We start from the raw sequence: 8,559 nt of genomic DNA on the forward strand, positions 1-8,559 counted from the left end.
CGTAGCGGACGAACGAGCATCGACATGTCAGGGCGCGTCATCCCGAAGCCGGACGGGTCCGCCGAGCGCACGATCAAGCGGTCGCGGGTCCTCTCGTACGTCCTGGTGGTCCTCGCGGCGGTGGTGTTCTCGCTGCGCCCGGAGCTGTTCGGGGACCCGCAGACGCAGCCGGCGCACGCGCTCCTGCACGGGTGGCGGATCGTCGCCGGCATCGTGCTCGGGGTGGCGGCCCTCGCGGTGCAGGTCGTCGTCGGCGTGCAGTGGCGGGCGGGCCTGCGACGCGGGGCAGAAGCCGACGCCGGAGTGGGCAGTGGCATCGGCCCTGACACTGGCGGGGAACCTCCCGGGAACCGAGCACCAGGGGACCGCTAGACTCATCGGCGTCCCGTGCGCCTCGCGGCGTGCTCGGACCCCTGGCCCAGTCAAACGGGGCGTAGCTCAGCTTGGTAGAGCGCCCGCTTTGGGAGCGGGAGGTCGCAGGTTCAAATCCTGTCGCCCCGACCAGGTCTTCGAGAACCACCGACCACACGAACGTCAACCAACAGGAGAACATCCCTTGGCCACCAGCACCGTCGACAAGGTGAGCGACACCCGCGTCAAGCTCACCGTGAACGTGACGCCGGACGATCTCAAGCCGAGCATCGACCACGCGTACAAGCACATCGCCGAGCAGATCAACATCCCCGGCTTCCGCAAGGGCAAGGTCCCGCCGGCGATCGTCGACCAGCGTGTCGGCCGTGGCGAGGTCCTGAACCACGCCGTCGGCGACGCGATCGACAACTTCTACCGCCAGGCGGTGGAGGAGCAGGAACTGCGCATCCTCGGTCGTGCCGAGGCCGACGTGGCCGAGCTCCCGAACGTCAACGACTTCACGGGTGACCTCGTCCTCACGTTCGAGGTGGACGTCCGTCCCGAGTTCGACCTGCCGGACTACAGCTCGTACGAGCTCACCGTCGACGCCGTCGAGGTGTCGGACGAGGAGATCGAAGAGGAACTGCAGAACCTCCGCACCCGCTTCGGCACGCTCGTGACGGTCGACCGTCCGGCGACCACGGGTGACTTCGCGCAGATCGACCTCACCGCGACCATCGGCGACGACGAGGTCGACTCGGCCACCGGCGTCTCGTACGAGCTCGGTTCGGGTGACCTGCTCGAGGGCATCGACGAGGCGCTCGAGTCGCTGACCGCCGGCGAGTCCACCACCTTCGAGTCGAAGCTCGTCGGTGGCGACCGCGAGGGCGAGATCGCCCAGATCGCCGTGACCGTCACCGCCGTCAAGGAGCGCGAGCTCCCCGAGGCCGACGACGAGTTCGCGCAGATCGCGAGCCAGTTCGACACGATCGACGAGCTCAAGGCGGACCTCAAGGAGCAGATCGCGAAGTCCAAGACCTTCGGTCAGGGCGCCGCGGCTCGCGACAAGCTCGTCGAGAAGCTCACCGAGGACGTCAACATCCCGATCTCGGAGAAGCTCATCGAGGACGAGGTGCACCGTCACCTCGAGCAGGAGAACCGCCTCGAGGACGACGAGCACCGCAAGGAGGTCTCGGAGTCCAGCGAGAAGGCCTTCCGTTCGCAGATCCTCCTCGACTCGATCGCCGAGAAGGAAGAGATCCAGGTCTCGCAGGAAGAGCTCACCCAGTACCTCATCCAGGCTGCTGCGCAGTACGGCATGGAGCCGGGCGAGTTCATCAAGGTGATCGACCAGAACGGCCAGATCCCCGGCATGGTCGGCGAGGTCGCCCGCTCGAAGGCGGTCGCGACCGTCCTCTCGAAGGTGACCGTCAAGGACACCAACGGTGACGACGTGGACCTGTCCGCCTTCACGGCGGGCGTCGCGCAGACCCCGGCGGAGGACGCCGAGTAGTCGCGTTCCCACCCTTCTGACTGGAGGCGCGGTGCCAGCTGGCACCGCGCCTCCAGTCCGTTTCCGGGCCACCCGCATTGCCGTCAGCGAACAGACGCGAAGTGGTGCGTTGCAACCGATAAGTTCGACATCAAGCGACAACTGAACGGGAGCTTTTCCATGGCCGAAGCAACACTGAACCCCAGTGTTTTTGACCGCCTTCTGAGAGACCGGATCGTGTGGCTCGGCTCCGAGGTCCGCGACGACAACTCGAACGAGATCGCAGCCAAGCTGCTGATGCTCGCCGCCGAGGACCCTGAGAAGGACATCTACCTCTACATCAACTCGCCCGGTGGTTCGATCACCGCCGGCATGGCGATCTACGACACGATGCAGTTCGTGCCGAACGACATCGTCACGGTGGGCATCGGCCTCGCCGCGTCGATGGGGCAGTTCCTGCTCTCGTCCGGCACGCCCGGCAAGCGCTACATCACCCCGAACGCCCGTGTGCTGCTGCACCAGCCGTCCGGTGGCTTCGGCGGCACCGCTGCCGACATCCAGACGCAGGCGAAGGTCATCCTCGACATGAAGCAGCGGATGGCGGAGCTCACTGCGGAGCAGACCGGCAAGTCGATCGAGCAGGTCCTCAAGGACAACGACCGCGACAACTGGTTCACGGCGCAGGAAGCCCTCGAGTACGGCTTCGTCGACCACCTCCGTGCATCGTCCACCGAGGTCATCGGCGGTGGTGGGACCGTCGCCGACGGCGAGACCCAGACCGACGCGGCCGAGCCCGACGCCCAGTCCTGACCCGACCCACCGAAGAAAAGGAAACGAGAATGCATCTCCCCATGCTCGGTGGCGCGCAGAACGTCCCGGCCCCCACTGATCGGTACATCCTGCCGAGCTTCGAAGAGCGCACGGCCTACGGCTACAAGCGGCAGGACCCGTACGCGAAGCTGTTCGAGGACCGCATCGTGTTCCTCGGCGTCCAGGTCGACGACGCTTCGGCGGACGACGTCATGGCGCAGCTGCTCGTGCTCGAGTCGATGGACCCCGACCGCGACATCGTCATGTACATCAACTCGCCCGGTGGCTCGTTCACCGCGATGACGGCGATCTACGACACGATGCAGTACATCCGTCCGCAGATCCAGACGGTCTGCCTCGGTCAGGCTGCCTCGGCCGCGTCGGTGCTCCTCGCCGCCGGTACGCCCGGCAAGCGTCTGGCCCTGCCGAACGCCCGTGTGCTCATCCACCAGCCCGCCGTCCAGCAGGGTGGCGGCCAGGCGTCGGACATCGAGATCCAGGCGGCGGAGATCCTCCGCATGCGCACCTGGCTCGAGGAGACGCTGTCGAAGCACTCGAACCGCACGCCGGAGCAGGTCAACAACGACATCGAGCGCGACAAGATCATGTCCGCCGAAGAGGCGCTCGAGTACGGCCTGATCGACCAGGTCCTCACGAGCCGCAAGAACCTGCCGGCACTCGTCAAGTAAGACCGACGACCCGCACGAGAAGGGCCCCGCACCGATCGGTGCGGGGCCCTTCTCGTGCGCTCGGCACGCGCGGGTTTCCGTCAGTCCTGGTCGGGTTCGTCGTCGGCCGCCGGAGCGGGCTTCCGTCGGAGCAGCAGCAGGACAGCGACGACCATGCCGACGAGGACGACCCCGCCGGCGCCGATCCAGAGCGCGTCGGAGGACGCGGAGTCGGTGCTGCCGGACGCCGTCCCCGTGGTCGCGCTCGTGGCCCCGTCGTCGGCGGTGTCGGTCGCGCACACCGGCGGCTTCGTCGTCCCCGCGGCGGGCGTGAACCCGGCCGGGGCGTCCCACGTGAACGTGTACTCGTCGGACACGGTGTGACCGTCGGCGGAGATGATCTGCCACTCGACGGTGTACCTGCCGGAGTCGCCGAGCGCGGCCTTCGTGGTCATCGACGGGCCGTCCACGGCGAGGCAGCCGTCCTCGTAGTACCTGCCGTCCGGCCCGACGATCCGGTACGCGAACCCGGAGTCCGAGCCGCCGATGTCGAGCAGCTTGTCGTTCGTCGTGATCTCGAACGCCTTCGGCAGCTCGGTCAGGGTGCCGTCGACCTTCGGCGTCGACGCGATCATGTAGTTGTGCGCGCTGGCCGGGCCGGCGAGCCCGAGGACCGCACCACCGGCGATGGCGAGCGTCGCGGCGGAGCCGGCCACGAGCCTCCAGGCCCGCGACCGGCCACCTGCGTGACGCTCGACGCTCTGTGTCACTTGCTGGCGCTCCGACGACGCGTGCCGGCGACGGCGACGACCAGGGCGACCGCGCCGAGGACCAGGCCGCCGAGGCCGAGGAAGCGACCGACCAGGTCGGGGTCGCTCGAGGGGGTCGTGTCCGTGCCGGCGGCCTCGGCCGTCGGGGTCGCGGCGATGGGGTCGCCGTCATCGTCCGTGGCCTCGGCCGCGGTCAGGGTGATCGAGGGCGCCGGGTGCTCGGGCTCGGCCTGGCCGGCCTTCTGCTCCTGGTTCCACTCGACGGTGCCCTTCTCGCAGGTCTGCAGGGCCGGGAACTCGACGAGGTCACCCGCCTTGCCGTCGGGCAGCGAGAACGACAACTGGAAGGTGTCGCGCTCGTCGGCGGGGAGCGGCGTCTTCGCCGTGTAGGTGACGCTCGTGACGCGCTGGCCGGCGTCCTCGGCGGACTCGTCGTCCGACGCGGCGGACGGGCTGGTGTACTTCGCGGTCGCCTTCGTGATCGTCCAGTTCGGGTTCACGGTCGGCGTGACCTCGATGACCGACTCCGGCACCTGGAACTCGATCTTCGTGGTGGGGGAGCCGTCGCAGCCGTGCGGGACAGAGAACGTGGCCGTCGTGTACGAGTTCGCGGCGGTCGAGGTCGCGGTGGCCGAGACGTGGGCGCTGGCCATGCCGGCGGTGCCGAGGACGATGGCAGCGGTGACGCCGAGGGTCGCGGTGCTGACGACGGCGAGACGCTTGGGCATGGGGTTCCTTCCGGGGCGGCACTTCTACAAGTTGTAGAGGAATCGAGGACACGCTAGCAGGATCGAACGCCCTGGGCGAACGGGGTGGCCGTTTGCGGCTCGGCGTCGCAGCCGGTGTCGCCGGTTGCGATTAGGCTCGTGGACAGTCGGGCAGGTCGTCGGCCTGCACCCATCGGGCAGACGATCAGGTCTGCATCGGTCAACCAGGGAGGGCACCGACATGGCACGCATCGGAGAGAGCGCCGACCTGCTGAAGTGCTCCTTCTGCGGCAAGAGCCAGAAGCAGGTCCAGCAGCTCATCGCCGGTCCCGGCGTGTACATCTGCGACGAGTGCGTCGAGCTGTGCAACGAGATCATCGAGGAACGACTGGCCGAAGCCGGCGAGGACACCGCGAGCGGTGACTTCGAACTGCCGAAGCCGCGCGAGATCTTCGACTTCCTGCAGGAGTACGTCATCGGGCAGGACCCGGCGAAGCGTTCCCTTGCCGTGGCCGTCTACAACCACTACAAGCGGATCCGGGCGCAGGGGCAGATCACCGCTGCCGAAGACCGCGACGACGTCGAGATCGCGAAGTCGAACATCCTGCTGATCGGCCCGACCGGCTGCGGCAAGACGTACCTCGCGCAGACGCTGGCGAAGCGCCTCAACGTGCCGTTCGCCGTCGCGGACGCCACCGCCCTGACCGAGGCCGGCTACGTCGGCGAGGACGTCGAGAACATCCTCCTCAAGCTCATCCAGGCCGCCGACTACGACGTGAAGCGTGCCGAGACCGGCATCATCTACATCGACGAGGTCGACAAGATCGCGCGCAAGGCGGAGAACCCGTCGATCACGCGTGACGTCTCCGGCGAGGGCGTGCAGCAGGCGCTGCTCAAGATCCTCGAGGGGACGGTCGCCTCGGTCCCGCCGCAGGGCGGTCGGAAGCACCCGCACCAGGAGTTCATCCAGATCGACACGACGAACGTGCTGTTCATCGTGGCGGGGGCGTTCGCCGGGCTCGAGGACATCGTGTCGTCGCGCGTCGGCAAGCGGGGGATCGGCTTCGGCGCTCCGCTGCACAGCCCGCTCGATCAGCAGGACCTCTACGCCGACGTCCTCCCGGAGGACCTGCACAAGTTCGGGCTCATCCCGGAGTTCATCGGTCGTCTGCCCGTCGTCACCACGGTGTCGCAGCTCGACCAGTCCGCGCTCATGCGGATCCTGACCGAGCCGAAGAACGCGCTCGTCAAGCAGTACCAGCGCATGTTCCAGATCGACGGGGTCGAGCTGGAGTTCGACCAGGGCGCGCTCGAGGCGATCGCCGACCTGGCCGTGCTGCGTCAGACGGGTGCCCGCGGTCTCCGGGCGATCCTCGAAGAGGTCCTCGGGCCGGTCATGTTCGACGTGCCGTCGGACGACGACGTCGCGCGCGTGGTCATCACCCGCGAGTCCGTGCTCGAGAACGCGGCGCCGACGATCGTGCCGCGTCCGCGGGCGAAGCGCGTGGAGAAGTCGGCGTAGTCCGTCCGTTCGCGTCGAAGGGCCCGCACCGTGTGTGCGGGCCCGTTCGCGTGTGGGGGCGGGTGCGGCGGCCGGTCGGCCGGACGCTCCGCACAACGAAAGTCACCCCGAACCGCGCGATTGCGTGGTTCGGGGTGACTTCGGTTGTGCGGTCGTGCGCCGCGTCCGGGGCGCCGGGCGCCCGGCGCGCCTACTCGAGCCCGCGGCGGCGCAGCAGCGGCCCGACCTCGGCGTCGCGCCCGCGGAAGTCGCGGTACGCCTCGAGCGGGTCCTTCGCCCCGCCGACGCCGAGCAGGCGCGTGGCGAAGCGCCGACCGGCCTCGCGCGAGAGCCCCCCGTTCGACCGGAACCACTCCACCGTGTCGGCGTCGAGCACCTCGGACCAGATGTAGCCGTAGTACCCGGCGTCGTACCCGCCCGAGAACGTGTGGGCGAAGTACGTCGACGAGTACCGCGGCGGCACGGCCTCGACCGCGATGCCGGCGGAGGCGAGGGCGTCCCGCTCGAAGTCCTCGACGGAGGTCACCGCGGCGGCCTCGGCGGAGGACAGCCGGTGCCACGCCTGGTCGAGCAGCGCGGCGGCGAGGTACTCGGTCGTGCCGAAGCCCTCGTTGAAGCCGGCGGAGTCGCTCAGCCCGAGGACGAGCTCGGGCGGCAGCGGCTCACCGGTCTCGTGGTGCTTGGCGTAGTTCGCCAGGACGGACGGCCACGACACCCACATCTCGTTCACCTGCGACGGGAACTCGACGAAGTCCCGCTCGACGTTGGTGCCGGAGAACCGCGGGTAGGTCGTGCGGGCGATGAGGCCGTGCAGCGCGTGCCCGAACTCGTGGAAGAGCGTCTCGACCTCGTCCTGGATGAGGAGCGTCGGCGACCCCGCGGCGGGCTTCGCCACGTTGAGGTTGTTGACGACCACCGGCAGCGTGCCGAGCAGCGCGGACTGCTCGACGACCGGGTTCATCCACGCACCGCCGCGCTTGCCGTCGCGGGTGTAGAGGTCGAGCAGGTACAGGCCGACCTCGGCACCGTCCTCGTCGCGCACCTCGAAGACCCGGACCTCGTCGTTGTACCCGTGCAGGTCGTCGCGTTCGGTGAAGGTCAGGCCGTAGAGCTCGCCGGCGGCGTGGAAGACCCCGTCGCGCAGGACCCGGTCGGCCTCGAAGTACGGGCGGAGCGCGGAGCTGTCGGCGGCGAACTGCTCGCCGCGCAGGAGCTCGGTGGCGTAGGCCCAGTCCCACGCCTCGACGTCGAACCCGACGACCCGCGACCGGACGGCCCGCTCGTCGTCGGCGTTCGCCGCGGCCGCCGGCACCAGGGACGACAGCAGCCCGTCGACGGCCTCGGGGGTCTTCGCGGTCTCGTCGGCGGTGACCACCGCGGCGTGGTTCGGGAACCCGAGGAGTTCGGCGCGCTCGGCCCGGAGCCGGACGATGCGCAGCAGCACGTCGCGGTTGTCGTGCTCGTTGCCACGGCGACCGCGCGAGAGCGACGCGCGCATGATCCGCTCGCGCAGCCCACGGTCGGCGAGCGACGCCAGCCACGGGTGGCCGGTGTAGAGCGGCAGCGTGATCAGCCAACCGTCGAGCTCGCGGTCGGCCGCGGCACCGGCGGCGGCGGACTTCGCGCCGTCGTCGAGGCCCTCGAGCTCGGCCTCGTCGGTGACGTGCACGGCCAGGTCGTTGGTGTCCTCGAGCAGGTTCCGCTCGAACGTGGTGGTGAGCGTCGAGAGCTCCTGGTTGATCGCGGTGAGACGCTCCTTGCCGGCGTCGTCGAGCCCGGCGCCCGCGAGGGTCATCTCGGTGTACGTCCGCTCGACCAGACGTCGGTCCTCGTCGCTGAGGTCGGTCCGCTCGTCGAGCGTCGACCGGACCGCTGCGATCCGGTCGTACAGGCGGCTGTCGAGGGTGATCGCGTCGCGGTGCGCGGCGAGGAGCGGGGAGACCTCGGCCTCGAGGTCGTGCTGCTCGGGCGTCGAGTCCGCCGAGGACAGCGTGAAGAACACGTGGCTCACGCGGGCGAGCGACTGCCCGGTGCGCTCGAGGGCGACCAGGGTGTTCTCGAACGTCGGTGCCTCGGCGGAGGCGGCGATCGCCTCGGCCTCGGCACGCTGCTCGGCCATGCCGGCTTCGAACGCGGGTCGGTAGTGCTCGAGCCGCACGTCACGGAACGGCGGGAGGGAGTAGGGGAGGGTGCTCGGAACGTCGAACGGGGTTGCCATCTCACCACCCTACGGACTGGA

8 protein-coding genes and 1 tRNA gene are annotated in these 8,559 nt (G+C 69.2%); 6 read left to right on the top strand and 3 right to left on the bottom strand.

Going from position 1 to position 8,559, the window contains the following annotated elements:
- Positions 1-24 precede the first annotated feature (24 nt).
- From BIU96_RS16670 to BIU96_RS16690, 5 genes are all read left to right on the top strand, one after another.
- A complete protein-coding gene (locus tag BIU96_RS16670) occupies positions 25-372 on the top strand; it encodes a hypothetical protein (RefSeq protein ID WP_071293735.1) in 348 nt (115 codons plus the stop codon).
- 55 nt (positions 373-427) lie between these two features.
- Positions 428-504 (top strand) — tRNA-Pro (locus BIU96_RS16675).
- A gap of 52 nt (positions 505-556) precedes the next feature.
- Complete coding sequence (tig, locus tag BIU96_RS16680) at positions 557-1,864, top strand: trigger factor (RefSeq protein WP_071293736.1); 1,308 nt, start codon at positions 557-559, stop codon at positions 1,862-1,864.
- Between the two features lie 159 nt (positions 1,865-2,023).
- Positions 2,024-2,653 carry an ATP-dependent Clp protease proteolytic subunit gene (locus tag BIU96_RS16685; protein ID WP_071293737.1) on the top strand — a complete coding sequence of 210 codons (630 nt, stop codon included), beginning with the start codon at positions 2,024-2,026 and terminating at the stop codon, positions 2,651-2,653.
- A 29-nt stretch (positions 2,654-2,682) separates the two neighbouring features.
- A complete protein-coding gene (locus BIU96_RS16690) occupies positions 2,683-3,342 on the top strand; it encodes an ATP-dependent Clp protease proteolytic subunit (RefSeq protein WP_070416572.1) in 660 nt (219 codons plus the stop codon).
- Between the two features lie 80 nt (positions 3,343-3,422).
- Here the strand turns inward: BIU96_RS16690 and BIU96_RS16695 are convergent, their stop codons facing one another.
- Positions 3,423-4,037 (bottom strand): copper resistance protein CopC, encoded by a 615-nt coding sequence (locus BIU96_RS16695; RefSeq protein WP_071293738.1) that lies wholly within the window; start codon positions 4,035-4,037, stop codon positions 3,423-3,425.
- A gap of 50 nt (positions 4,038-4,087) precedes the next feature.
- Complete coding sequence (locus tag BIU96_RS16700) at positions 4,088-4,819, bottom strand: YcnI family protein (protein WP_071293739.1); 732 nt, start codon at positions 4,817-4,819, stop codon at positions 4,088-4,090.
- A gap of 220 nt (positions 4,820-5,039) precedes the next feature.
- Between BIU96_RS16700 and clpX the strand changes: the two genes are divergently transcribed.
- The gene (clpX, locus tag BIU96_RS16705) at positions 5,040-6,320 is read left to right on the top strand and encodes an ATP-dependent Clp protease ATP-binding subunit ClpX (protein WP_071293740.1); all 1,281 of its coding nucleotides are present in this window, start codon (positions 5,040-5,042) and stop codon (positions 6,318-6,320) included.
- A 190-nt stretch (positions 6,321-6,510) separates the two neighbouring features.
- Here clpX and BIU96_RS16710 read toward each other — a convergent pair whose 3' ends face one another.
- Positions 6,511-8,538 carry a M3 family metallopeptidase gene (locus BIU96_RS16710; protein WP_071293741.1) on the bottom strand — a complete coding sequence of 676 codons (2,028 nt, stop codon included), beginning with the start codon at positions 8,536-8,538 and terminating at the stop codon, positions 6,511-6,513.
- Positions 8,539-8,559 lie beyond the last annotated feature (21 nt).

Origin of the sequence: Curtobacterium sp. MCBA15_008 (assembly GCF_001865065.1) — a bacterium.
Lineage (GTDB): Bacteria > Actinomycetota > Actinomycetes > Actinomycetales > Microbacteriaceae > Curtobacterium.

Excerpts from the sequence above, each read along its gene's own strand:
- BIU96_RS16670 (WP_071293735.1), top strand. The coding sequence starts at position 25 with ATGTCAGGGCGCGTCATCCCGAAGCCGGACGGGTCCGCCGAGCGCACG.
- BIU96_RS16685 (WP_071293737.1), top strand. The coding sequence starts at position 2,024 with ATGGCCGAAGCAACACTGAACCCCAGTGTTTTTGACCGCCTTCTGAGA.
- BIU96_RS16690 (WP_070416572.1), top strand. The coding sequence starts at position 2,683 with ATGCATCTCCCCATGCTCGGTGGCGCGCAGAACGTCCCGGCCCCCACT.
- BIU96_RS16700 (WP_071293739.1), bottom strand. The coding sequence starts at position 4,819 with ATGCCCAAGCGTCTCGCCGTCGTCAGCACCGCGACCCTCGGCGTCACC.
- clpX (WP_071293740.1), top strand. The coding sequence starts at position 5,040 with ATGGCACGCATCGGAGAGAGCGCCGACCTGCTGAAGTGCTCCTTCTGC.
- BIU96_RS16710 (WP_071293741.1), bottom strand. The coding sequence starts at position 8,538 with ATGGCAACCCCGTTCGACGTTCCGAGCACCCTCCCCTACTCCCTCCCG.